This window comes from Mycolicibacterium sp. SMGY-1XX (assembly GCF_059132455.1).
This window is the reverse complement of the sequence record NZ_CP101139.1, coordinates 5,091,125-5,115,276: the sequence shown is the minus strand read 5'-3', so window position 1 is coordinate 5,115,276 and position 24,152 is coordinate 5,091,125. Positions and strand designations below refer to the sequence as shown.

Sequence of the window (24,152 nt, the reverse complement as noted above, 5' to 3'; positions counted from 1 at the left end):
TGTAATACTCACGCTATGACTGTGCGCGTAGGGGTTGTCGGAGTCGGCGTCATGGGTGCCGACCATGCTCGCAAGCTGGCCAAGGTGGTGTCCGGCTCCGACGTGGTGGCGGTGACCGATTTCAATGCCGAGGTGGCCCGACAGGTGGCCGACGAACTCGGCGCCGGTGTGCACGGCGACGGGTTCGCGCTGATCGGCGATGCGAACGTGGACGCCGTGGTGATCGCGACGCGTGATGACACCCACGCCGATCTGGTACTGGCAGCGCTGGGCGCAGGTAAACCCGTCATGTGCGAAAAGCCGTTGGCGCCAACGGCGGCCGAGTGCCAGACGGTACTGGATGCCCAAGCCCGACTCGGTGCCGAGGTGGAACCCGTGACGGTCGGATTCATGCGCCGCTTCGATCCGTCCTACGTCGCCCTGCGGGAGCGGGTGCAAAGCGGTGACCTGGGTGCCCCGTTGATCGCGCATTGCATCAGCCGCACCGTGCACACCTACCCGGGCGGGGATTCGGCGTCGTCGATCACGCAGTCGGCCATCCACGAGCTGGACATCGTGCCGTGGCTGCTGGACTCGCCGATCTCGGCGGTCAGCTGGCAGCACGGCCGCAGTTCGGTGAATTCGGCGGGGCGCCAGGACCCGCAGTTCTACCTGCTGCGCACCGCTTCCGATGTCCTGGTGACCGTCGAGTTGTTCCTCAACGCCCGGTACGGCTACGACACCCGCTGCGAAGTCGTCGGCGAAAAGGGCACGGCAGCACTGACTTTGCCCACCCACATCGTCACCGATTCCGAACGTCAGCGAGGCGTGGCGTACCCGGCTGACTGGATTCCGCGCTACAGCGATGCCTACCGGATCGAACTGCAGGAGTGGATCGACTCGATCCGGGAGAACAGGACGTCGACGCTGGCCGCCGCGGAGGACGGTCTGCGGGCATCGGTAGTGGCCGACGCGCTGGTGGAGTCGATGAAGTCCAACGGCGCCTGGGTCACCGTCTGATCCGGCCGAGCGCGCGTGTCTGTACGGCAACACGCCGGTTCTCTTGTACAAACTCGTGCGCTCGCCCGTGGGGTTACAGCACTTTCAGGGCGGAATCGGCGGCCCGCTGTAACGCCTCGCGCACCGGCGATGCACGGAACTCCCTCGACAGGATCTCCACACCCCACGGCCCGGTGAACCCGAGCTCACGCAGTACCTCGACCAACCCGGCGAGATCAAAAGATCCTTCCCCGCAGAGCAATCGGTTCTCGACGGTGTCTTCGAACAGTGAGCCCTCGACCTCGGCGGAGGCGTCGTCGAGTTCGACGCCGAAGATCATCGCCGGTGTCAACGCCTCGCGGAGCTCAGTCAGCGAGGTGCCGGCCCGGAACACATGCCAGGCGTCCACCAGGAGCCCGACCGCCGGATGGTCGGCAGCGGTCACCAACTCCGCACCCAGCGGCACCGTCGAGATGATCGAGAACGGCATGGTTTCGACCGCCACCCGGGTGCCGTGCGCGGCGGCCTGCTGCGCCAGCTCCCGCAGCGGTGTGACCAGCGACTCGGGGTTCTCGATACGCGGGCCCAGTTCGGAGCCGATCTTGATGAACGCCGGCTGCAGGACGTCGGCAGCCTCGAACAGCAGTGCGCGGATATCGTCGGTGTCGCCGGGCAGCCACCACCGCTCGAGCAGTTCGATCTCGATGTGGCGGAGCCCGGCCTCAGTGATCAGATCTCGTAAACCGTTGAACCCCAGAGAGTCCCGGATGACCCGAAGATCCTCGGCGATCAACCCCATACCGCTGTAACCGGCCTCGGCCACCGCTGCTACACGTTCGGCGATCGGCACCGGGCTGACCGGCAGGGGGTGCAGCGGCGAGGTGTTACCGGCGCTGGTCCACGCGGTGGCGATCAGCTCAGTCATGGGCCCTTCCCGAAAGCGAGCGAGCGGGTTTGTACAAAAACGCTCGGCGTTTTGTGTACAAACACGCTCGCTCGGCCTAGAAAGCGTGGGTGGTGCGTCAGTTGGTGGGGAAGCCCAGGTTGATGCCGCCGTGTGACGGGTCGAGCCAGCGCTGGGTGATGGCCTTCTGGCGGGTGAAGAAGTGCACGCCGTCCATACCGTGGGCGTGGCTGTCGCCGAACAGCGAGGCCTTCCAGCCGCCGAAGCTGTAGTAGGCCATCGGCACCGGGATCGGGACGTTGATGCCGACCATGCCCACCTGCACCTCGTTCTGGAAGCGCCGGGCCGCGCCGCCGTCGTTGGTGAAGATGGCGGTGCCGTTGCCGTAGGGGTTGGAATTCACCAACTCCAGCGCCTCGTCATAGGTTTCGACGCGCACCACCGACAGGACGGGCCCGAAGATCTCGTCGGTGTAGACACTCATCTGCGGGGTCACGTTGTCCAGCAGGGTGGGGCCGAGCCAGAAGCCATCCGAGAGACCGGAGCCGCCGCCGTCGATCTCGACGTTGCGTCCGTCGACGACCACCTTGGCGCCGTCGGCTTCACCGGCGTCGATGTAGGAGGCCACCTTGTCGCGGTGGGCCTTGGTGACCAGCGGACCCATGTCCGAGTTCTTGGTGCCATCACCGATTTTCAGCGGTGTGGTGCGCTCGGCGATCTTGGCCACCAGGTCATCGGCGATGGGCCCGACGGCCACGGCCGCGGAGATGGCCATGCAGCGCTCACCTGCGGAGCCGAAGCCGGCGTTGACCATGGCGTCGGCCGCCAGGTCCAGGTCGGCATCCGGCAGGATGATGGCGTGGTTCTTCGCCCCGCCCAGCGCCTGGACCCGCTTGTCGTGGGCGGTGCCGGTGGCGTAGACGTACTTGGCGATGGGGGTGGACCCGACAAACGACACCGACTTCACCGTGGGGTTGGTCAGCAGTTCGTCGACGGCAGTCTTGTCGCCCTGCAGGACGTTGAACACCCCGGCGGGCAGGCCGGCTTCCTTCCACAGTTCGGCCACCCACAGGGACGCCGACGGATCCTTCTCCGACGGCTTGAGCACGACGGTGTTACCTGTCGCGATGGCGATGGGGAAGAACCACATGGGCACCATGGCCGGGAAGTTGAAGGGCGAGATGATGCCGACGACGCCCAGGGGCTGGCGCACCGAGTAGACGTCGACCTTGGTGGAGGCGTTCTCGGTGAACCCACCCTTGAGCAGATGCGGTATCCCGCAGGCGAATTCGACGACTTCCTGGCCACGCGACACTTCGCCGAGGGCGTCGGAGAGCACTTTGCCGTGCTCGCTGGTGATGATGGCTGCCAGTTCGTCCTTGCGTTCGTTGAGCAGTTCCCGGAAACGGAACAGCACCTGGGTGCGTTTGGCCAGCGAGGTGTCCCGCCAAGCGGGGAAGGCCGCAGCGGCGGCGTCGATGACCGCGCGGGCATCGTCGACCGAGGCCAGCGCAACCTCCCCGGTGACGGCACCGGTGGCGGGGTTGGTCACCGGCGCGGTGGCACCGGAGGACCCGGTGAAGATCTTGTTGTCGGACCAGTGGGAGATGGTGGTAGGCATAGCAGTTCTCACTTCGTGTGCTTGTTCACGTAATCGGTCATCGTCGCCAGTTGATAGCGCGAGACCTCCTGGGCGTTCTCGTCTTCGGCAAAGACCGACGAGACCATCACGGTGTCGGGGCGGTTGTAGAAATCGATTTCGGCCAGGGCGCTGAAGAACTCGTCCCAGTCGACGTCACCGTCACCTATCTTGAGGTGCTGGTGCACCCGAACGGGATTGCCCGGCGGGTTGGTGATGTACCGCAGGCCGTGGGAGCGGTGGTGGTCCATGGTGTCGGCGACGTGCACCAACCGCAACTTGTTGCCCGCCTTGCGGATGATCTCTGCCATGTTCCCACCCATGTGGAAGCTGTGGCACGCCACGTACACCATGCCGATGTTGGGGGAATTGACCCCGCGGATGATGCGCAGCGCTTCGAGTCCGTCCTCGACGAAATCGTCGGGGTGCGGGTCGATCCGAACGTCGATGCCTTCCCGCTCGAAGATCGGCACCAGTTCCTCCATGGACCGGAAGAACGCGCGTTCGGATTCCTCGGCCCGCTCGGGGCGGCCGGAGAACTCGGTGTTGATGACGTTGACGCCGAGGTCGACGGTGATCTGGATGACGCGTTTCCAGTTGCGCACCGCCGCTTCCCGGGCGTCCTCATCCGGGCCGGACCACCGCAGCACCGGCAGTACCGAGGCGATACCGACTCCGGCGTCGTCACACGCCTTGCGGAACTTGGCCACCAGTTCGTCATCGGCACGCGGGTGGTTGAAGAACGGGATGAAATCCCGGTGCGGTGTCAGCTGCAGGTACTCGTAGCCCAATTCGGCCACCAGCCGCGGGAATTCGAGCAGATCATGGTCATGGTGGAACGGGGTGGGGTCCAGGGCGATCTTCATGGTCCCACCCGCTCGGCCAGCTCGACCTGCTCTGCCTTGCCGGACTGCAGCGATTTCACGCCGGCCTCACAGACGGCGGTGGAGGCGTAACCGTCCCACGCCGAAGGTCCGTCGACGTTCACTCCGCTGCGCACGGCGTCCACCCACCGCTGAACTTCGGTGTCGTAGGCCTGACCGAAACGTTCCCGGAAGCCGGGGGTGATGGTGCCACCCCAGTGCCCCGGAGCGCTCTTGCGCACCAGGCCGACATCCAGGCCGATCATCGCGCTGCCCTGCTCGCCCACCACCTCGGTGCGCACCTCGTAGGCGACACCGGTGGTGACGAACACCTCGACATCGACGTGCTTGCCACTCTCGGTGGTGAACACGGCGATCTGCGGGTCCTGCAGGCCCTGCGGGGCTTTCGAATTCGCGGACGGCTTGATGATCTGGACCGACGTGATCTCCTCACCCAACAGGAAGCGGGTGACGTCGACCTCGTGCACCAGCGAGTCCCGCACGATCATCGAGCTGTCGAAGTTCGGCGGCACGGCCGGGTTGCGGTGCACGCAGTGCATCACCAGCGGTGTACCGAGTTCGCCACCCTCGATGAGCGTCTTGAGTTGCGCGTACTCGTGATCGAACCGGCGCATGAATCCGACCTGGATCAACTGCACCCCCAGTTCGGCCTCCCGGCGGACGATCTCGAGGGAGCTGGCGACGTCGGTGGTCAGCGGCTTCTCGCACAGCACCGGCTTGCGGTGCTCCAGGCAGGCCAGCAGTTGTTTCTCGTGCGTGGGGCCCGGTGTGGCCAGCAGCACGGCGTCGACGTCCGGGTCGGCGATGGCGTCCAAGGGGTCGGCCACGGCGCGGCAGCCGGGGATCTCGGCGGCGATCTGCTCGGCCTTCTCGGTGAAGTAGTCGTTGACGACCGCGACCCGGGCGCCGCTGATCTTCGAGGTGATCCGGGCCACGTGGTCGGCACCCATCATGCCGACGCCCAGAACGGCGATTCGCAAGTCAGACATGGCTTTTCTCTTCCTAGAACGTGACCGACGGGATGCCGCAGGAACCCAGGTACTTCTGGGTGCGCTGGGCGATGGGCAGGGGAGCGTCGACGTCGCAGGGATACATGTCCTGCTCGACGATGGCGAACACATCGATGCCGAGCTTCTCGATCTCGGCGAGCAACGGCGGCATCTCGGGGATACCGCGCGGCGGCTCGGTCATGGCGCCCAGCTTGACGGCCTCACCGAACGGTAGGTCCTCGGCTTCGACCTTGGCGCGCACCTCGGGGTCGACCTGCTTGAGGTGCAGGTAGCCGATGCGCTCCGGGGCCCGGCGGATGATCGCGATGTTGTCGCCGCCGCAGTAGGAGATGTGACCGGTGTCCAGGCACAGGTTGACGAACTCGCCGTCGGTCCCGTCGAGGAAGCGGTAGACGTTCTCCTCGGTGTCGACGTGGCTGTCGGCGTGCGGGTGGTATTGCGCACGCACACCGTACTGTTCGAACATCGCCTTGCCCAGGTCGTTCATCCCCTGGGTCTTCTTGCGCCACTGCTCGGGCGTCAGGTTGCGGTCTTCGAGCACCGCACCGGTGGACGGATCCCGCCACATCTCGGGGATGACGACAACATGCTTGCCGCCGACGGCCGCGGTCAGCTTCGCGACATCCTCGATCTGCTTCCACACCGCCGACCAGGAATCATTCTGGTGTAGGTGCTCGAAAACCGTTCCGGCCGAGAGCTTCAGGTTGCGCGCGCCCAGCTCGTCGAGCAACTGCTGGGGGTCGGTGGGCAGGTAGCCGTACGGGCCGAGTTCGATCCACTGGTATCCGGAGGCCGCCACCTCGTCCAGGAAGCGGGTGTAGGGGGTCTGCTGCGGGTCATCGGGGAACCAGACGCCCCAGGAGTCGGGCGCGGACCCTACGAGAATTGTGCTCACTTTGTTTCCCTAGTTAGCGGTCGGACGGGTTGATCAGGGGACGCTGTACTTTCTTCCAGTCCGCGTACCGCTGGTAGGCGGACTGGGTGGACTCCAGCGAGGACACCTCGCTGACCGGCACGTCCCACCACGAGTGGCTGTCCGGGGCGAAGATCATCGGATCGGTTTCCACATAGATCACAGTGACCGTGTCGGCGGCTTTGGCGACTTTCATCGCGTCGGCGAACTCCGCGGCGGTGGCGACCTTGATGACATCGGCGCCCAAGCTGGCGGCGTTGGCGGCCAGGTCCACGGGAAGGTGCCCGCCGTCGAGCCGGCCGCCTTCACCGCGGTACTGGTAGGACGTACCGAAACGCTGCGAGCCGACGGACTCGGAAAGCCCACCGATGGAGGCGAATCCATGGTTCTGCACCAGCACCGGGATCACCTTGACGCCCTCTTGTACGGCGGTGACGATCTCGGTGGCCATCATCAGGTACGACCCGTCGCCGACCATGATGAACACGTCGCGGTCGGGGGCGCCCATCCGCACACCGATGCCGCCGGCGATCTCGTAACCCATGCAGGAGAAGCCGTATTCGACGTGGTAGCCCTTGCGGTCGCGGGTGCGCCACAACTTGTGCAGGTCACCGGGCATCGACCCGGCCGCGCACACCACGACGTCACGAGGATCGGACAGCGTGTTCACCAGACCGATGACCTGGTTCTGGTTCAGCTGCACCCCGTCGGTGGTGGCATACACACTGGAAACGGTGTCCTCCCATTCCGCGGCCAGTTCTGCGACCCGCGAACGGTAGTCAGCCGGCACCGCGTAGTCACCCAACGCAGTACCGAGGGCTTCCAGCGCCTCACGGGCATCAGAGACGACGCTGAGACCGCCCTGTTTCACCGAATCCAGCGATGCCACGTTGATGTTGACGAAGCGGACATCCGGGTTGTTGAAGGCGGTGCGCGACGCGGAGGTGAAATCGCTGTAGCGGGTGCCGATCCCGATCACCACGTCGGCGTCCGAGGCCAGTGCGTTGGCGGCGGTGGTGCCGGTGGAACCGATGGCACCCACCGACTGCGGATGGTCGTAGCGCAGCGAACCCTTGCCGGCCTGGCTCTCACCGACCGGGATGCCGGTCTGCTCGCAGAACGCCGCCAGGGCGTCGGTGGCGTCGGAGTAGATGACGCCGCCTCCGGCGACGATCAGCGGCTTGGCGGCAGTGCGGATGATCTCCGCGGCGCGGGCGATCACCGACCGCTCCGGGAGCGGGCGCGCGACATGCCAGGTGCGCTCGGCGAACAGCGACACGGGCCAGTCGTGGGCCTCGGCCTGCACGTCCTGCGGGATCGCGACCGTGGCGGTACCGGTCTCTACGGGATCGGTGAGCACCCGCATGGCGCCCAGCAGCGCGGCGGGCAACTGTTCGGGCCGCCACACCCGGTCGAAATAGCGTGACAACGGCTTGAACGCATCGTTGACCGTCACATCACCCGACGACGGCAGCTCCAGCTCCTGCAGCACCGGAGCGCTGACCCGGGTGGCGAAAGTGTCTGCCGGCAGGAGCAATACGGGCAACCGGTTGATGGTGGCCAGTGCGGCGCCGGTGAGCATGTTGGTGGAGCCCGGGCCGACGCTGGCGGTGACCGCCCAGGCCTGCAGCCGGTCCTTCTGCCGGGCGTAGGCCACCGCGGTGTGGACCATGGCCTGCTCGTTGCGGCCCAGCACGTACTTCAGGCCGGGCTCGCGCCCGGCATTCACGGCTTCGACTTCGTCCTGCAGCAGCGCCTGACCCAACCCCGCGACATTGCCGTGGCCGAAGATGCCGAAGCAGCCGGCGAAGAACTTGCTGCGCTGCCCGTCGCGTTCGACGTACTGGTTGGCCAGGAACCTGACCGTCGCCTGCGCGACGGTCAGGCGGACCGTCTCTTCGTCGTCGACGAGCTTGTCGATCGACTTGGGTGCGGTGGAAACCATGTGTCAGGCTCCTCGGGGGTTGTGAAGGGGCAGCCGCGGGTCGATGTCCTGGCCGTCCCAGGTGCCGCGCAGCCAGGTGTGCTCGGGGTCGTCGACGATCTTCCAGGCGCGCTCGTCGCCCGGTCCGGCCATGACGTTGAGGTAGTACATGTGGTACCCCGGGGCGGCCACCGACGGGCCGTGGTACCCGTGCGGCACCAGGACGACGTCGCCGGTACGCACCTCTTCGAGCACCTCGATGGGGCGGTCGGGGGTGCCGTACACCCGGTGATAGCCGAACCCGCGTGAATTGTCCGGTCCCGCAGCGATTTCGAAGTAGTAGATCTCTTCCAGAGCCGTTTGGGTCGGGGTGTTCTCGTCGTGCTTGTGGGCGGGGTAACTGGACCAGTTGCCACCCGGGGTGATCACCTCGCACGCGATCAACGAGTCGGCTTCGAAGGTGTCCGCGGTGCCGAAGTTGTGCACCTGCCGGCTGCAGTTGCCCGCGCCGCGCAGTTCCAGGGACACGTCGGCGGCCGCCACCCGGCGGTTCGGGAACGAGCGTTTGGCCCGGGCCCCGCAGATGGCGAACCGGCCGTCACCGGAGAGCGTGTACTCCTGCTCGATACCCAGGTACACCATGTCGGACGGGCCGTCGAACACCGATGCGCGCGGTGACAATTCGAAGGTCGTCCCGTCGCAGGTGACCGAACCGCCGCCGGCCAGCGGCAGGATCATCACCTCGGTGTCACCGGTGCGCAACTGCAGGTCCGCGCCGAGTTCGACAACCTGTAGCGAGGATTCGGTCCAGCCGGCCGATTCCGGCGTGACGTCGACGGTGTACGGCGACTGGGCACTACCGGAAGGGATGTAGAGCTTGCTGTGCATCGGGTCACCGCACCATCGCAACGGCGGTCGCCACCGCGGAGCTGACATCGTCGTCGGGGGGATACAGCAGCGTCCGGCCGACGATCAGCCCGCGCACCGACGGCAGCGCCAAGGCCTTCTCCCAGCTGGCGAACGCTTCGTCGGGGTCGGTCGGGTCGCCGCCGAGCAGCAGGGTCGGCAGCGTCGTGGCCTCCATCACCCGGTCCATCTCGTCGACCACGGGCAGCTTCATCCAGGTGTACGCCGAGGACGACCCGAGGCCCTGGCCGATGTGGATGGACTTGATGACGGCATCGGGGGACAGGTCGTTGCGGACCTTGCCCTCGATGCGGCTGGACATGAACGGCTCGACCATGGCGATGAGTCCGTGTGCGGCGAGTTCGTCGATCGCCTGGGCGCAGCCCGCCATGGTGGCCACCGTGCCAGGGTCGTCGAGATCGATGCGGCACAGCATCTTTCCGCCGTTCATGTGGGCGGCGGCCGTGGAGGCGGCGGTGGCGCCGGTCATCCGGTCGTCGAGCTCGAAGGACGAGCCGGCCAGCCCGCCGCGGTTGAAGGACGAGAACACCACCTTGTCGTCGAGCGCCCCGAGCAGCACCAGGTCGTCGAGGATGTCGGAGGTGGCCAGCACGCCGTCGACACCGGGATCGGCCAGCGCCGCGCGCAGCCGGTCCAGCAGATCGGTGCGGCTGTTCATCGCGGTGGGCCGCGAGCCGACGGCCAGCGCGCCGCGGGCGGGGTGATCGGCGGCCACGATCATCAGCCGGCCGTTGCCCCGGGTGGCCGGGCGGGTGGTGCGGTTGTCCCAGGCGCGGGCGACGGCGCCCGGGTCGGAGGCGCGCAGATCGGTGATCTGCGCGTAGTCACGACATAGGGCTTGGCTAGACATTGACGGCCTCCACTGCGGTCTGTTCGGCGAGGGCCGCCACCTCGGCGGCTGTGGGCATAGCGGTCGAGCATTCGAGCCGCGAGGCGACAATGGCGCCGGCGGCGTTGGCGTACCGAAGGGTCTTCTCCAACGACCAGTTGTTCAACAGGCCGTGAACGAGGCTGCCGCCGAAGGCGTCTCCGGCGCCCAGCCCGTTCACCACGTCGACCTCGTTGGGTGCGACGGTGACCGAGCTGTGCCGGGTCTTGCCCAGCACGCCGCGCGGTCCCTGCTTGACGATGGCCAGTTCCACCCCGAGGTCCAGCAGCGCCTCGGCGGCCTTGTGCGGGTTGGATTCGCCCACGGCGATCTCGCATTCTTCCCGGTTGCCGACGGCGACGGTGACCTGGGTCAGTGCACGCTGCACCTGCTCGGTGGCGGCGGCCGGCGAGTCCCAGAACATGGGCCGGTAGTCGAGGTCCAGCACGGTCAGGGGAGCCCGCTCCCTCGCCGACCATGCTGCGAAATGCGCGGCGCGACTGGGCTCTTCGGACAACCCGGTGACGGTCGACCAGTACAGCCGGGCGTTGCGGATGGCGTCCAGATCGAGTTCGTCGGCGGTGATCTGCAGATCCGGTGCCGACGGCTTGCGGTAGAAGTACAGCGGAAAATGGTCCGGGGGGAAGATCTCACAGAACGTCACCGGCGTCGGGTACTCGCCATGGGTGGTGACGAAGCGGTTGTCCACTCCGAGGCGGGCCAGCTCGGCGCGGACGAAGCGGCCGAAGGGGTCATCGCCGGCGCCCGAGATCAGGGCAGCGCGGTTGCCCAGGCGAGCCGCCGCCACGGCGACGTTCGCTGCGCTGCCACCAAGGAACTTGCCGAAGGATTCCACGTCTTCGAGGCCGACGCCGATCTGCAGGGGGTACACGTCGACGCCGCTGCGCCCGATGGCAAGGACATCAAAGGGTTCGGCAAGGCTCACAATCGACTCCGAATCGGTAGTGCGTGTTGTTTGTTCACATGTGCGGGGTGAAGCGGGGGCCACTCAGGGCCCGGCCCGGGCCGAGCATCTCCTCGGTCGAGTCGAGGAGAGCAGCCAGCCCGGTGTTGATGTCGACTGTGCTCCCGATCACCCGGCTGTGTCAAGACTTTGTTCGGACATTCTTACTTTCGGTCATATCGCGGTAGTCTGTCTCACACTGCCAGCGAACTGCTGATGCCGGCGACCAAGGATCGGAGCAAGGGTGACCACGACGTTGTCCGTCGAACTCGACCGTTCGAGCCCTGTGCCGCTGTACTTCCAGGTAGCTCAGGTATTCGAGAAGGCCATCCTGGATGGACAACTCAAACCCGGGGACCGGTTCGAGAACGAGCTGGCGCTGGCCTCGCGTCTCAATCTTTCTCGCCCCACGACGCGGCGGGCAATTCAGGAGCTCGTGGACAAAGGTCTGCTGGTGCGCAAACGAGGTGTCGGTACCCAGGTGGTCCAGACTCCGGTGCACCGGCCGGTGGAGCTGACGAGCTTGTTCGACGACCTGGCCAGGGCGGGCCAGGAGCCCGCCACGCGGGTGCTCGAGTACCGGGTGGGCCCGGTGTCGGAAGAGATTGCCGCACACCTGAACCTGGCGCCCGACGCCGAGGTCGTGACGATGCGCCGACTGCGAAGCTCGGGTGGACAACCGCTGGCCCTGATGACCAATCACCTGCCCGCGGCGTTGGCTCCGGATCAGGACGAACTCGAAAAGGCGGGCCTGTACCAGGCCCTTCGTTCGCGGGGCGTGCACATCCGGCTGGCCCGCCAGCGGATCGGGGCCAAGGCCGCCGATCGTGACGAGGCGAGGCTGCTCGACGAGAAGCCCAAGGCGCCGCTGCTGGTGATGACCCGTACGGCGTTCGACGACTCCGGTCGGATCGTCGAGTACGGCAGCCACGTGTACCGGGCGTCGCGTTACTACTTCGACACCACCCTCGTCGACCGCTGAGCCCGGGGTCTCGTGGTCCGTGGTGCCCCGGTGGTACCGCGCACCACCAGGGTGGGCTCTGACACGTCGTCGGTGCTCGTGGTGGCGGTCTGTTCCAGCATCGCGACCGCTGAGCGCACCGCATGCCGGGCCAGGGTCGGGGCGTCCTGGTGCACCGTGGTCAAGTCGATACGGGGATTGTCCGACAGCCGCGAGTCATCGAAGCCGATGAGCGAGAGCTGTTCGGGGACGGCCACTCCCGAGCGGGTGAAGACGTCGAGCAGGCCGAGTGCGCACCGGTCGTTGCCGGCGAGCACCGCGGTGGGCAGCTCGCCGGCGGCCAGCAACTTCCGTGCTGCGGCGGCACCGGCCTCCTCGTTGTGGGCGCCGGGGATGACGCGGGCGTGGTCGGCCAATCCGTGAGCGCGCATCGCCGCCCGGTAGGCGCGGCGCCGGTCCGCCGAGCCCGGGTCGGTACCGCCGTCGACATGACAGATGGCCCGGTGGCCGAGTTCGACCAGGTAGTCGACCGCCTGCCGGATTCCGGTGGCGTCGTCGGTACGCACAGTGGCCAAACCGGGGTGCCCGCCGTCGTGGGGGAGGCGCCGGCCGACCACCACCACCGGTACCCGCTGTGACAACGTCCGCAGGTAGTCGACACCGGAGTTCGGGCCGAGCAGGATCAGTGCACCGCAACGGTGGCTGATCAGCGCGTTGATCGGGACCGATTCCTCGCGGTCGGCGAGGTTGGCCGACAGCAGCACCTCGTAACCGAGGGCTTCGGCGGCCGGGTAGATGCCGGTGACCAGTTCGGCTTCGAACAGTTGCCGGACGTCGACCAGCACACCGAGGGTGCGGCTGCGGCCTCTGGCCAGGAGCCGGGCGGCCGAATCCGGCCGGTAGCCAAGCTCTTCGGCGGCGGCCAGCACCCTCAGCCGGGTGTCGTCACTGGCGCCGGGCTTACCGTCGAGCACAAACGACACCAATGTCCTGGACACTCCGGCCCGCGCGGCGACATCCGCCATGGTCGGAGGTCGCCCGGTACGCCGGTTGGCGGCTGCCTGGGCCACTGCGCCCCTTCCCTGACGGTTGACACCACATTGCTGCACTCATCGTAGACCTAACGCGCGTTAGATCCACCGAGATCTCACATTTCCGCGAACGGGATATCGCCTGCCCGCCGAGTGTTCGAGGCTGCGCTGACGTCCGGATCCGGCCCGGAAATCGGCCGTGGGCGCAGACTCGATTGCCGATACGCCGCGCTGGGCGCCGTGGTGATCAGGCGCCTGTCGGGGTGCGTGAGAACCTTTGCTTATGGACGCAGTGGTGTTGGGTTCGCCTGTGTAGCAATCGAAGTGAGGAGTGGGCACGCGGCGCCCCCTTTGCCCACCCGGGGTGGTTTGCCAGGTCCTGAGGCCCCGGTATTTGACTTGCAGTCCTAATGTCAGAACAAAGTCTTGACTTCTGCTTGTGATGCGTATTACATCTTCAGTTAGTGCGTGATCTACGACCGGCCGGCCCGGCCGCGTCGAGCGTCATCAACGAGGAGAATCCATGAAGTTGCAGGAAGGCCCGCAGCGCCGCTGGGTCAAGTTCGCAGGTGTCGCGGCCGCTGTGACCCTGTTGGCCGCTTGCTCGAGCACCGGCGGCAAGCCGGAGGAGGCCGGCGGCGACGGTGCCGGTGGCGGCTCGGTGGACACCCCGCGCGTCACCATCGCGATGATCACGCACGAGGTTCCCGGCGACTCGTTCTGGGACCTGGTGCGCAAGGGCGCCGAGACGGCTGCCCAGAAGGACAACGTCGAACTGCGCTACTCCAACGATCCCGAGGCACCCAACCAGGCGAACCTGGTGCAGACGGCGATCGACAGCGGTGTCGCCGGTATCGCCGTCACCTTGGCCAAGCCGGAGGCCATGCAGCCCGCCATCAAGGCCGCGGTGGCGAAGAACATCCCGGTGGTGGCCTTCAATTCCGGCCTGGACTCGTGGTCGGCGATGGGCGTCAAGGAGTACTTCGGTCAGGATGAGTTCATCGCCGGTCAGGAAGCGGGCAAACGACTGGCCTCCGAAGGCGCCACCAAGGCCATCTGCGTCATCCAGGAACAGGGCCACGTCGGCCTCGAGGGCCGTTGCGCCGGTGTGAAGAACACCTTCCCGGCCACCGAGGTCCTCAACGTCAACGGCAAGGACATGCCGTCGGTGGAATCGACCATCACCGCCAAGCTGCAACAGGATCCGGCCATCAACGCGGTGTTGACCCTCGGCGCTCCCTTCGCGCTGACCGCCGTGCAGTCGGTGAAGAACGCCGGTAGCTCGGCCAAGGTCTCCACGTTCGACACCAACTCGGCCCTGGTCGACGCGATCAACGCCGGTGACGTCCAGTGGGCCGTGGACCAGCAGCCGTACCTGCAGGGCTACCTGGCCGTCGACTCGCTGTGGCTCTACCTCAACAACGGCAACGTGATCGGTGGAAACCAGGCGACGCTGACCGGCCCGTCGTTCATCGACAAGTCGAACATCGAAGCCGTCGCCGAGTATGCAAAGAACGGAACCCGATAATGACCACCCAGGCTGACCTCGACCTCGGCTCCCACAAGGTCGTCCACGACGAACGCGTCAAAGAACAGAACCGGTTGCAGCGGTTGCTGATTCGTCCGGAAATGGGTGCCCTCGTCGGCGCGGTGGGCATCTTCATCTTCTTCGCGATCGTCGCGGCGCCGTTCCGGACGCCGGAGGCGCTGGCCACCGTCCTGTACGCCAGCTCCACCATCGGCATCATGGCGGTGGGTGTCGGCCTACTGATGATCGGCGGGGAATTCGACCTGTCCGCCGGCGTCGCGGTGACCACGAGTTCCCTTGCGGCATCGATGCTTGCGTTCAACCTGCACCTCAACCTGTGGGTGGGTGCACTGCTGGCCCTGGTGGTGTCGCTGGCAATCGGTTTCTTCAACGGCTACATGGTGATGAAGACCAAGATCCCGTCGTTCCTGATCACCCTGAGCTCGTTCCTGATGCTCACCGGTATCAATCTGGCCGTCACCAAACTGATCGCCGGACAGGTCGCCACCCCCAGTGTGTCCGACATGGCCGGTTTCGAATCCGGGCGAACGGTGTTCGCGTCCTCGATCACCATCGGCAGTGTGTCGATCCGGGTCACGGTGCTGTGGTGGATCCTGTTCGCCGTCATCGCCACCTATGTACTGTTCAAGACCCGCGTCGGTAACTGGATCTTCGCCGTCGGTGGCAACCAGGACAGTGCGCGCGCCGTCGGTGTGCCGGTGAACAAGGTCAAGATCGGCCTGTTCATGCTCGTCGGGTTCTGCGCGTGGTTCGTCGGCATGCATCTGCTGTTCGCGTTCAACACGATCCAGTCGGGCCAGGGCATCGGCAACGAGTTCCTCTACATCATCGCCGCGGTGATCGGTGGCTGCCTCTTGACCGGTGGCTACGGCACGGCGATCGGAACTCTGATCGGCGCGTTCATCTTCGGCATGACCAACCAGGGCATCGTCTACGCGGGCTGGAACCCGGACTGGTTCAAGTTCTTCCTCGGCGGCATGCTGCTGTTTGCGGTGATCGCCAACAATGCCTTCCGCAACTACGCGGCGAAGCGATAGGGGATCGACCATGAGTACTGCTGCAGAAGCTCCGATCGACTCGTCGCCGTCGGACGGGTTCACCCCGCTGGTCGAGTTGAGGAACGTCGGCAAGAGCTACGGCAACATCATCGCCCTCAAGGACATCAACCTGCGGGTGGGTGCCGGACAGGTGACCGGCGTGCTGGGGGACAACGGCGCCGGCAAGTCCACGCTGATCAAGATCATCGCCGGATTGCACAAGCCGACCGAGGGCGAGCTGCTGGTCGACGGGGAGCCCACCACATTCGACTCGCCCAAGGACGCGCTCAACAAGGGCATTGCCACGGTGTACCAGGATCTCGCGGTGGTGTCCCTGATGCCGGTGTGGCGGAATTTCTTCCTCGGACAGGAGTTGCGGAAGAAGGGGTTCCCGCGGTCGCTCGACACCAACGGAATGCGGGCCACCACGATCTCCGAATTGCAGAAGATGGGTATCGACCTGCCCGACGTCGATGCTCCGATCGGTTCGCTGTCAGGTGGTCAACGTCAGTGTGTGGCGATCGCCCGGGCAATCTTCTTCGGTGCGCGGGTGCTGATCCTCGACGAGCCCACCGCTGCGCTGGGGGTCAAGCAGTCCGGGATGGTGCTGCGCTACATCACCGCAGCCAAGGAGCAGGGTTTCGGCGTGATCTTCATCACCCACAACCCGCATCACGCGCACATGGTCGGTGATCATTTTGTGCTCCTCAACCGCGGCCGGCAAAAGCTTGATTGCACCTATGACGAGATCACGCTCGAACACCTCACCCAGGAGATGGCTGGTGGCAACGAATTGGAGGCCCTGACACACGAACTCGGCCGCCGCTGACGCGCGGTCGGTCAGGTCACTTTCACGGCGGCGCCGGAAGTGCGTTCGGCTCATACGGATTGCGGGCCAGCACTCCCGGCGCCGCCGCATGTGTCCCACTCTTGGGAAGTGCTTGCTCTTTTCTCAGGAAATTCATGTCCTAGCTGGCCTATTCCGCACGGTTTGTTTGCCCCGTTTGCGGGTAATCTCCGATGCATGGTCACAGTCGTCAATGTGGACGCGGGGCCGACCACCGTCGCCAGGCGAGTAGAGGTCGCCGCTTCCGCAGCCGAGATCTTCGCGTTCATCGCGAATCCGCGCCAACTGCACAAGTTGGATGTCAGCGGAACGATGCGCGAAGTTCCCGTGCTCGGGCCGGATCGGCTCTCGGTGGGCGACAGTTTCACCGTCGGCGTGCAGAAGGCGGGTATCCCGTATCAGGCGACGTCCACCGTCACGTCCCTGGAAGATGACAGGTTCATCGAGTGGGAAGATGCCTACGGCCGCAAGTGGCGGTGGGAACTCGCGGAGACGTCGGCAGGTACCACCGAGGTCACCGAGTCCATGGATTTCGGTGCGGCCGTCACCCCTTTGTTCGATCAGATGACCGGCGACAACGACAACCACGCCACGGCCATCACCCAGAGCTTGCACCAACTCGCGTCGCGGTTCGCGCATCATCGCGGGCCGAATGCCACCCGCCCCGAGGTCTGCTACGCGCGCTGGAGTAGCCCCAACCTGAAGGCGGCAAGTTAGCCAACACACCAGAGAAGCGGGCGCTGCGGCGCCCGCTTCTCGGTTTTTTCAGTGTTGGCGTTACAGCGTGAAGGCCGCCCGGAATGCCTCCAGGGCGACGACGCTGTCGCCGGCGGCGAACGCCTCCAGGCCTACCGGTCCGCGATATCCGCTGCTGTCGAGTGCCTGTGCCACCGCACGGTAGTTGATCTCGCCGGTGCCCGGTTCGCACCGCCCGGGCACGTCCGCCACCTGGATCTCGCCGATCGCCGCACCCGCACGGCGCACGAGCTCGATCAGATTCCCCTCGCCGATCTGAGCGTGGTACAGGTCCAGCATCATCTTGACGTTCGGGTGCCCGACGGACTCCACCAGGGCGAGGGTGTCCTTGGCTCGGGCCAGGGGCACGCCGGGATGATCGACGATGGTGTTCAGGTTCTCGATGCAGAAGGTGACACCGGCGTCGGCGCCCAACTCGCCCAGCTCGGCCAGACCGCGCTGCGCCGAGAACCACATCTGCCCGTCGGCGCGGTACTTCGGCCGGGCGGCCTGCCCGTCGACCAGCTCGCCGGGATGAACCACCAATCGTGGAACGCCAAGGACCGCAGCCGCTTTGACGGCCTCCTGCGCGGTGCGCACCACCTCGTCGGCGCCGTCTGGATCGTGGAGGTCGCCGTGAAGGTAGCCCGTCATCGAGGAAAACCGGGCCCCTGTCGCGGCCAACGCGTCGAGGTCCTTGTCGTGGAAGCTCCAGAGTTCGACGCTGAAACCCAGATCATGGATGCGACGCACCCGCTCGAGAAGGGGCAGGTCGGTGAAGACCATCTCGGCGCAGACGGCCAATTCGAACGGGCTCATGCCTGCACCGCCGCGGCCAGAGTGACGGGGGCGCCGGTGCGCACGGATTCCGCTGCGGCCAAAGCGATTTCCAGCGCCACACGGGCATCGTGTCCGGTAACCGAGGCGGCCGCGCCGGTGCGGATGCTCTGCACCAGGTGTGCGAACTGGGCGACGTAGGCGTCGGCGAACAACTCGGTGTTCTGCCTGCCGGCCTGCTCGGGAGCCCGGCCGGCCAGCACCACGCCACCGGAGCCGAACACCTCGCCGCGCACGTCGTAGCCGTAGACAGCCTGGAAGCTGGCCTCGGCGACACCGAAAGCCCCGTTGTCGAAGCGCAATTGGACCACCGAGGTATCCAGGAACCCGGCCTCGGCGAACTGCGGGTGGATCAGCGCGGCTGCCTGGGCGTAGACCTCGGTGACGCGGGCCCCGGGATTGAGCCAGCACAACGTGTCGAAATCGTGGATCAGGGTTTCGTTGAAGATGGTCCACGGTTTGACGCGCGCGGCCACCTCCGCGGAGATGCCCGGGTCGCGGGTCAGTGACCGCAGCAGCTGCGGGGTGCCGATCGATCCGGTGACGACGGCCTGGTGTGCGGCCGCGAAGTCGGCGGCGAAGCGGCGGTTGAAACCGACCTGCAGAATCACTCCGGCGGCCTCGGCCGCCGCGATGGCGCGGTCGGCATCGTCGAGGGTCAGCGCCATCGGTTTCTCGCAGAACACATGCTTGCCGGCCTGTGCGGCCGCCACCACGAGATCGGTGTGGGTGGTCGCGGGGGAGCTGATGGCCACCACCTCGACGTCCGCGTCGTCGATCAGCTCAAGCGGGTCGGCGTAGGCGCGTGGGGCGCCGATCGCTTGCGCTGCTTCGAGATTCGGGTCGGCGACCGCCACCAGAGTGGCCTCGGGAACCCGGTGGGCCAGTGATTCGGCGTGGAAGCGGCCGATCCAGCCGGTGCCGATGAGGCCGAAACGAAGGGACATGTTCTCTCCGAGTACTAGAACGTTCTAGGGCATAGTAAGTAAAGCCGCGGCGCAGGGGTTCGTCAAGAAGTGAGCTAGAACGTTCTAGAATGCCGGTATGCAAGCCCGCCCCACCCTGGCCGACGTGGCCGAACGCGCCGGGGTTTCGCGTGCCCTGGTCTCGATCGTCATGCGTGATGCCCCTGGGGCCAGTGACGCCACCCGCGCCCGGGTGAGGCAGGCTGCCGAGGAGATCGGTTACCGGCCGGATCCGCGGGCCCGGTTGCTGCGCGCCCAGCGCACCCGACTGCTCGGCGTGGTGTTCACCGCCGGCCAGGAGTTTCACGCGGGCCTGGTCGACGGGGTGTACCGGGCCGCCGAACAGCACGGCTATGACGTCGTACTGAGCTGTGTGACACCGCATCACAGTGAACGACAGGCGGTCCACACCCTGTTGGACTACCGCTGCGAGGCGCTGATCCTGATCGGTAGTGCGCTGCCGGTACGTGAACTCGGGCAACTCGATACGGGCCTACCCGTAGTGGTGATCGCGCGCAAGCTCCGAGGCGTCGATGCGGTCCGCAGCGACGACGCCTACGGAGCGGCGCTGGCCGTCACCCATCTCCGAGAGCTCGGGCATCGCGCGATCACACATCTCAGTGGCGGGCGGGCGCCCGGCGCCGCCGAACGCCGCAACGGGTTCCGCAAGACCGGTGCCGCCGCGCAGGTGCACACCAGCATCGTCGAGGGCGGGCTCACCGAACGAGACGGTGCCGCGGCCGCGGTCGAGTTGTTGAAGTCGGCGCTTCCCACCGCGCTGTTCGCCTTCAACGACCGCTGTGCCCTCGGTGCCGTCGACGTGTTGATCCGGGCCGGCGTGCGGGTACCGGAGGAGGTGTCCGTCGTGGGGTTCGACGACAGTCCGCTGGCCGGCTTGGCGCATGTCGACCTGACCACCGTCGGTCAGGACGCGGCCGGTCTGGCCGCACAGGCGGTGTCGAGGGCCGTCGCGCGCATCGATGCACCGGAGACTGCCGTCGCCGATACGGTGTGCCAGCCGCGGCTGGTGGTCAGGGGATCCACGGCCGCACCACGACGGTGAAACTCCGCAGGTCAAAACTCAGCGCGGCTCCAGGCCGGCGGCCCGGTACGCGTCGTCGATCAGCGCCATGTTGGCCACGGCATCGGCCGAATCGATCGGCAGCTCGGCACCCTGCTGCACGTGTGCGGCGAACGCCTCCAGCTGATAGGTGTACGACGGGCGAGTGCCCAGCCGTTCGACGCGCATGCCCTCAGAGGTGGTCAGCGTCAACCGGTCATCGCTGTAGGACTGGATGAAGTTGTGCACCAACGCACTTCCCGCAGTGCCGTCGATCCGCAGCGTGAAGCGGTAGGCATCCGACACCATCGTGTGGCTGGCGCTGCCGGTCACCCCGTCCGGGAATCGCAGCTCGACATCGCAGCTGGCGTCCACGCCCGGGGTGCGCTGCACCGCGGATGCGCGCGTCACCTCCGGAGCGCCACCGGCCAGCGCGCCGACCCGGCGCATGATGTGCAGGCCGTAGCAGCCCAGGTCCATCAGCGCACCACCGGCCAGTTCCAGCGACCACCGCGGATCACCCGCCGACGGTTCTGGCATGGTCATCAGCACCTCGACATGGCGCAGCTGTCCCAGCGTGCCGTCACCGGCCAACTCGAAGGCCCGCCGCACCACGGGATGGAACAGGTAGTGGAAACCCTCCATCACCGTCACGCCGGCCGCATCGGCGGCGGCAGCCACCTCGGCCGCTTCGATCCTGTTGCGCGCGTAGGGCTTTTCTGTGAGCACCGGCTTCCCCGCGGTGACGGCCGCGAGGTTCCACGGCGCGTGCAGCGCGTTGGCCAGCGGGTTGTAGATCACGTCGACTTCAGGGTCGGAGATCACCTCGGCGTAGGAGCCGAGCACCCGCTCGACGCCGTACTTGTCGGCGAAGACCTCCGCGCGGTCGCGGTCGCGCGCCGCCACCGCGACGAGCCGGTGCCCGAGATCAGCAGCGGGGCCGACGATGGCGTTCTCGGCGATGCGGGATGCACCGAGGACTCCGATCCGCAAGGTCATCCCGAGATGCCCTGCAGGAAACGCACACTCGTCACGACGTCGGCCAGTGCGCCGGCACCGTCAGACGCTTCCCGCAGGATGTTGTCCTGTTCCATGACATACCAGCCGGTGTAACCGCCGTCTTCGAGCGTCTTGACGATGCCGGCGATGTCGACGTCACCAGCGCCCAGGGGAACGTACATGCCGGCGGCGACGGCCTGGGTGTAGGTGAGCTCACCTTGTTGCACCTTGCGGGCCAGTGCGGCGTCGACGTCTTTGAGGTGAGCATGTTCGATGCGGTCGGGCACCTGCTGCGTCAGCGCCAGCGGATCGGTGCCGCCGATCAGAAGATGCCCGGTGTCCAGACACAGCGGGATCGACGACCCGGCCAGCACCCGGTCGACGTCAGCGCGGGTTTCCACCATGGTCCCGACATGGGGGTGCAGCACCGCCTTCACGCCGCGGGCGGCGGCGAGCCCGGCCAGCCGGTCGAGGTTGGCCAACAACGTGGCCCATTGCGAGTCGTCCAGAACCGGACGGTCGTCGTAACCGTCGGCCCCCGTCGAGGCGGCCAGCACCACCACATCGGCGTGCGCGGCCACCAGCGACTCCAGCGGCCCGGCCAGATCGCCGGCCGGGTCGTGGCCGGCGTCGTGCAGCAGCACCGGGACGAACCCACCCACGCAGGACAGGCCGAAGCCGTCGAGGAACGCCGTCAGTTCAGCGGTGTCCGACGGCAGGAACCCGTCTGGCCCCAGTTCCGTGGCGGTCAGCCCGGCCTGGCGCATCTCCGTCATCACCCGGTCACGGTCCAGCTGGTACCCCCAGCCGGGAACTTCGCACACGCCCCAGGAGATCGGCGCACCTGCGATCTTCACTTGCGAACCTCCTCGATACGCACCGGCGCACCCCGGCGCAGCGACTCGGTGGCGGCTTCGGCGATCCACGCCACCTCGACGGCATCAGCAACCGTCGCACCCCGGATCGGGCCGCCGTTGACCACCTGGACGAACCCGCTCAGCTCGGTGCGGAATGCCTCGGTGAAGCGGTCCATGAAGAAGTGGTGTGGCTGGCCGGTGGGGAAATCGATTGCCGGGTCGGTGTTCTGAACGGGCACACCCTGATCCCAGCCGGCGACCACGGTGTCGTCGAACCCGTGTACCTCGAGGCGGCAGTCATACCCACGGCCGTTGTACCGGGCGGCCGACACCACCCCGAGCGCACCCCCATCGAAGCGGACGACGATCGCGGCGGTGTCGACGTCGCCGTATTCGGTGAACAGAGGGTCGCCCTGGACGCTTCCGGTGGCGTACACCTCGACGGCCTCCTGACCGGTGATCCAGCGCAGCACGTCGAAATCGTGCACCGCACAGTCCCGGAAGATGCCACCGGATCCCTTGATGTAGTCCATCGCCGGGGGAGCGGGATCCATGGTGGTGCTGCGGACGGTGTGCAGTGTGCCGAGTGCGCCGCTGTCCACCTTGACCTTGGCCGCGGCGAACGCGGCATCGAAGCGACGCTGGTAGCCGATCTGCACCGGTACGCCGGAGCGGGCGATCACCTCCGCCACGCGGGCGCTGTCGGCGGCGGTGGAGGCGACCGGCTTCTCGCAGAACGTCGGCAGGCCGCGTTCCACGGCGGCCAGCGTCAACTCGGCGTGCGCGGGGGTGGCCGCGGCCACCACCACGCCGTCGATGCCCGAGGACAACAGCGCCTCCACCGACTCCACCGGCCGGGCGCCGTACTTGTCGGCCACCTGCTTGACGATCTCGGTGCGCTCGTCGGTGATGACGAGCTCGTCTACCTCAGGCAGTCCGGTCAGGGTCTCGGTGTGGAAGGCCCCGATGCGGCCGAGGCCGATGAGTCCGAGGGTGGTCATGGGATTCTCCGTTCATTGTGCGCACGCAGGGCGGCGTCGAGTTGGTCGAGGGTGGATTGGTGTGCCAGCGCGTCGAGTACGACGTCGACTTGGCTGGGCGGGGCAAGGCTGCCGAGGGGTTGGTCGCGGTCGAGGTTGGTGGGGAAGGCGTAGCCCTCGGCGGTGGCGACCACGGTGTTGAGGACATCGCGGCCCGCGGCGTGCATGGTCAGCAGCGCGGGATACACCGCTCGCACCATGGCGGTGCGGTCCAGCGATTCCATGGCGCGGCCGAATGGCGAGGACACCTGCAGCAGATTCGCCATCCGCTTGATGTCACTCGACTTGTTCTGTCCCGCACCGTGGTACAGCGCGGGGTTGAAGAACACCGCGTCGCCCTTGGACAGCGGCGTCTGCACGTGGTGCGCCGCGAAGAAGTCGATGAATTCCGGGCGGTAGAACGCGATGTACCCGGCCGCGAACTGGTGAGAGTACGGAAGCATCATGGTGGGTCCGCTCTCCACCGGCATATCGTTGTGCGCCACCGCGCCCTGCAGCGTCAGCGCCGGTGACAACCGGTGCAGGTGAGCGGGATAGGCCGCGAGCTGGTCGGCGTTGACGAAGCCGAGGTGGTAGTCGCGGTGCGGAACCTGCGCAGCGCCACCGGGATTGACGACATTCACCTGCGAGGTCACCTGGTAGCGCGGCCCCAGCCAGGCCTGGCAGATCAGGGCGAGCGCGTCGTTGGCGTAGTAGTCGGCGAACACCTCCGGCGATTGCAGCGCCAGCTTCTGCGCGGCATTCCACACCCGATCGTTGGCGCCGGGCTTGCCGAAGTGGTCACCGGCGGCGGTCCCCTCGGCGCGCTGGCGGGCGATCAACTGCTCGAAGGCGGCGCTGGCGCGGTCGATGACGCCGGTGTCGAAGGCGTTCTCGAAGATCACCACGCCGGGCCCGTCGGTGAGCGCGCGGACCAGCTCGGACTGCAGTGCCCGACGATCGGCGTCGGCGAACGACCCGGCGCGGTAGACGAGCGCGTTGCCGCGGACGTCGTACGCGTGCGGGTAGTCGCCGAGATCGGTGGTGCGAAGCACTTGGGCACGGAAGTCGTCGAGGCTGCAGTCGGCGTCCTCGATCCACGCACCGGTGCGGACGGGGGTGTGCATGACGAGAAGTCTTGCTGTGCGATGGGACACAATCAACACCAAGAACCCATCAAAAAACCCTCAGCGCTTAGAGTGATTTCGGCGCGCTGGTAACCGCTGAGCGGTTACCAGCGCGCC

At 66.7% G+C, this 24,152-nt stretch carries 23 protein-coding genes; 7 read left to right on the top strand and 16 right to left on the bottom strand.

Annotated features, from left to right (window positions below):
- Positions 1 to 15: 15 nt before the first annotated feature.
- The gene (locus NL241_RS24505) at positions 16 to 999 is read left to right on the top strand and encodes a Gfo/Idh/MocA family oxidoreductase (protein WP_487693492.1); all 984 of its coding nucleotides are present in this window, start codon (positions 16 to 18) and stop codon (positions 997 to 999) included.
- A gap of 73 nt (positions 1,000 to 1,072) precedes the next feature.
- Here NL241_RS24505 and NL241_RS24500 read toward each other — a convergent pair whose 3' ends face one another.
- From NL241_RS24500 to iolC, 9 genes are all read right to left on the bottom strand, one after another.
- Positions 1,073 to 1,903: a sugar phosphate isomerase/epimerase family protein gene (locus tag NL241_RS24500; RefSeq protein ID WP_494395294.1), complete on the bottom strand. Its 831-nt coding sequence runs from the start codon at positions 1,901 to 1,903 to the stop codon at positions 1,073 to 1,075.
- Between the two features lie 97 nt (positions 1,904 to 2,000).
- Positions 2,001 to 3,503, bottom strand: a complete 1,503-nt coding sequence (locus tag NL241_RS24495; RefSeq protein WP_494395293.1) for a CoA-acylating methylmalonate-semialdehyde dehydrogenase — start codon at positions 3,501 to 3,503, stop codon at positions 2,001 to 2,003.
- 8 nt (positions 3,504 to 3,511) lie between these two features.
- Positions 3,512 to 4,387, bottom strand: coding sequence for a sugar phosphate isomerase/epimerase family protein (locus NL241_RS24490; RefSeq protein ID WP_494395292.1), 876 nt, complete (start codon positions 4,385 to 4,387; stop codon positions 3,512 to 3,514).
- Positions 4,384 to 5,394, bottom strand: a complete 1,011-nt coding sequence (locus tag NL241_RS24485) for a Gfo/Idh/MocA family protein (protein WP_494395291.1) — start codon at positions 5,392 to 5,394, stop codon at positions 4,384 to 4,386. Before NL241_RS24485 ends, NL241_RS24490 begins: the two co-directional genes overlap by 4 nt.
- Positions 5,395 to 5,407: 13 nt before the next feature.
- A complete protein-coding gene (locus NL241_RS24480) occupies positions 5,408 to 6,310 on the bottom strand; it encodes a sugar phosphate isomerase/epimerase family protein (protein WP_487686789.1) in 903 nt (300 codons plus the stop codon).
- 13 nt (positions 6,311 to 6,323) lie between these two features.
- Positions 6,324 to 8,273: a 3D-(3,5/4)-trihydroxycyclohexane-1,2-dione acylhydrolase (decyclizing) gene (gene iolD / locus NL241_RS24475; protein WP_487686791.1), complete on the bottom strand. Its 1,950-nt coding sequence runs from the start codon at positions 8,271 to 8,273 to the stop codon at positions 6,324 to 6,326.
- A gap of 3 nt (positions 8,274 to 8,276) precedes the next feature.
- Entirely contained in the window at positions 8,277 to 9,140 is an 864-nt protein-coding gene (gene iolB, locus NL241_RS24470) for a 5-deoxy-glucuronate isomerase (protein ID WP_487686794.1), read from the bottom strand.
- 4 nt (positions 9,141 to 9,144) lie between these two features.
- Positions 9,145 to 10,029, bottom strand: coding sequence for a Cgl0159 family (beta/alpha)8-fold protein (locus NL241_RS24465; protein WP_494395290.1), 885 nt, complete (start codon positions 10,027 to 10,029; stop codon positions 9,145 to 9,147).
- On the bottom strand, positions 10,022 to 10,993 hold the full coding sequence (gene iolC / locus NL241_RS24460) for a 5-dehydro-2-deoxygluconokinase (protein ID WP_487686799.1): 972 nt from the start codon (positions 10,991 to 10,993) through the stop codon (positions 10,022 to 10,024). The genes NL241_RS24465 and iolC overlap by 8 nt, the downstream gene beginning before the upstream one ends.
- Before the next feature lie 262 nt (positions 10,994 to 11,255).
- Between iolC and NL241_RS24455 the strand changes: the two genes are divergently transcribed.
- Entirely contained in the window at positions 11,256 to 11,993 is a 738-nt protein-coding gene (locus NL241_RS24455) for a GntR family transcriptional regulator (RefSeq protein ID WP_487686802.1), read from the top strand.
- Here the strand turns inward: NL241_RS24455 and NL241_RS24450 are convergent.
- Positions 11,963 to 12,997, bottom strand: coding sequence for a LacI family DNA-binding transcriptional regulator (locus NL241_RS24450; protein ID WP_494398382.1), 1,035 nt, complete (start codon positions 12,995 to 12,997; stop codon positions 11,963 to 11,965). The genes NL241_RS24455 and NL241_RS24450 overlap by 31 nt on opposite strands.
- Positions 12,998 to 13,526: 529 nt before the next feature.
- On the opposite strand from NL241_RS24450, the gene NL241_RS24445 reads away from it, so the two are divergent.
- From NL241_RS24445 to NL241_RS24430, 4 genes are all read left to right on the top strand, one after another.
- Positions 13,527 to 14,531 carry a sugar ABC transporter substrate-binding protein gene (locus NL241_RS24445; RefSeq protein WP_494395289.1) on the top strand — a complete coding sequence of 335 codons (1,005 nt, stop codon included), beginning with the start codon at positions 13,527 to 13,529 and terminating at the stop codon, positions 14,529 to 14,531.
- Positions 14,531 to 15,589: an ABC transporter permease gene (locus tag NL241_RS24440; protein WP_487686807.1), complete on the top strand. Its 1,059-nt coding sequence runs from the start codon at positions 14,531 to 14,533 to the stop codon at positions 15,587 to 15,589. The genes NL241_RS24445 and NL241_RS24440 overlap by 1 nt, the downstream gene beginning before the upstream one ends.
- A 10-nt stretch (positions 15,590 to 15,599) precedes the next feature.
- Positions 15,600 to 16,418, top strand: a complete 819-nt coding sequence (locus tag NL241_RS24435; protein ID WP_487686810.1) for an ATP-binding cassette domain-containing protein — start codon at positions 15,600 to 15,602, stop codon at positions 16,416 to 16,418.
- Positions 16,419 to 16,613: 195 nt separating this feature from the next.
- Complete coding sequence (locus NL241_RS24430) at positions 16,614 to 17,153, top strand: SRPBCC family protein (protein ID WP_494395288.1); 540 nt, start codon at positions 16,614 to 16,616, stop codon at positions 17,151 to 17,153.
- 60 nt (positions 17,154 to 17,213) lie between these two features.
- Here the strand turns inward: NL241_RS24430 and NL241_RS24425 are convergent, their stop codons facing one another.
- Together NL241_RS24425 and NL241_RS24420 are read right to left on the bottom strand one after the other, a co-directional pair.
- A complete protein-coding gene (locus NL241_RS24425) occupies positions 17,214 to 17,990 on the bottom strand; it encodes a TIM barrel protein (RefSeq protein ID WP_487686815.1) in 777 nt (258 codons plus the stop codon).
- Positions 17,987 to 18,955 carry a Gfo/Idh/MocA family oxidoreductase gene (locus NL241_RS24420; RefSeq protein ID WP_494395287.1) on the bottom strand — a complete coding sequence of 323 codons (969 nt, stop codon included), beginning with the start codon at positions 18,953 to 18,955 and terminating at the stop codon, positions 17,987 to 17,989. Before NL241_RS24420 ends, NL241_RS24425 begins: the two co-directional genes overlap by 4 nt.
- Positions 18,956 to 19,052: 97 nt before the next feature.
- Between NL241_RS24420 and NL241_RS24415 the strand changes: the two genes are divergently transcribed.
- Positions 19,053 to 20,036 carry a LacI family DNA-binding transcriptional regulator gene (locus tag NL241_RS24415; RefSeq protein WP_487686820.1) on the top strand — a complete coding sequence of 328 codons (984 nt, stop codon included), beginning with the start codon at positions 19,053 to 19,055 and terminating at the stop codon, positions 20,034 to 20,036.
- An 18-nt stretch (positions 20,037 to 20,054) separates the two neighbouring features.
- Here NL241_RS24415 and NL241_RS24410 read toward each other — a convergent pair whose 3' ends face one another.
- From NL241_RS24410 to NL241_RS24395, 4 genes are read right to left on the bottom strand one after another with little or no spacing between them, the layout of a single operon-like run.
- Positions 20,055 to 21,032 (bottom strand): Gfo/Idh/MocA family protein, encoded by a 978-nt coding sequence (locus NL241_RS24410; protein ID WP_487686822.1) that lies wholly within the window; start codon positions 21,030 to 21,032, stop codon positions 20,055 to 20,057.
- The gene (locus tag NL241_RS24405) at positions 21,029 to 21,889 is read right to left on the bottom strand and encodes a sugar phosphate isomerase/epimerase family protein (protein WP_494395286.1); all 861 of its coding nucleotides are present in this window, start codon (positions 21,887 to 21,889) and stop codon (positions 21,029 to 21,031) included. Before NL241_RS24405 ends, NL241_RS24410 begins: the two co-directional genes overlap by 4 nt.
- Positions 21,886 to 22,890, bottom strand: a complete 1,005-nt coding sequence (locus NL241_RS24400) for a Gfo/Idh/MocA family protein (protein ID WP_487686827.1) — start codon at positions 22,888 to 22,890, stop codon at positions 21,886 to 21,888. Before NL241_RS24400 ends, NL241_RS24405 begins: the two co-directional genes overlap by 4 nt.
- Entirely contained in the window at positions 22,887 to 24,035 is a 1,149-nt protein-coding gene (locus NL241_RS24395) for a phytanoyl-CoA dioxygenase family protein (protein ID WP_494395285.1), read from the bottom strand. The genes NL241_RS24400 and NL241_RS24395 overlap by 4 nt, the downstream gene beginning before the upstream one ends.
- Positions 24,036 to 24,152 lie beyond the last annotated feature (117 nt).